This window comes from Bacillus sp. SIMBA_074 (assembly GCF_046534555.1).
Taxonomy (GTDB): domain Bacteria; phylum Bacillota; class Bacilli; order Bacillales; family Bacillaceae_G; genus Bacillus_A; species Bacillus_A mycoides.
Genome location: NZ_JAWRYM010001285.1, coordinates 1 through 233, shown reverse-complemented (window position 1 = coordinate 233; position 233 = coordinate 1). Strand labels below are relative to the sequence as shown.

Here is a 233-nt window from a genome sequence, read left to right as displayed (position 1 = left end):
CGCGGCGTGACGGCGCGGGTCATTGACGGCCATCAGTTGCCCTTCGATCATGAGTTTGATGCGGTCTTTAGCAACGCGGCGCTACACTGGATGCTAGACCCGCAAGCCGTATTGGCTGGCATCAAGCGCGCCCTAAAACCAGGTGGGCGCTTTGTGGCAGAGTTTGGCGGCCACGGTAATGTGGCGGCTATTTGTACCGCGCTGATTGCCTCGCTGCAGTTTCGCGGCATTAG

1 protein-coding gene is annotated in these 233 nt (G+C 59.7%); it reads left to right on the top strand.

All coding sequences use genetic code 11. The features are described from left to right. Nucleotides 1–233 (top strand): class I SAM-dependent methyltransferase (locus SB773_RS34850; protein ID WP_410595141.1); only part of this gene is annotated, 233 nt, incomplete at both ends.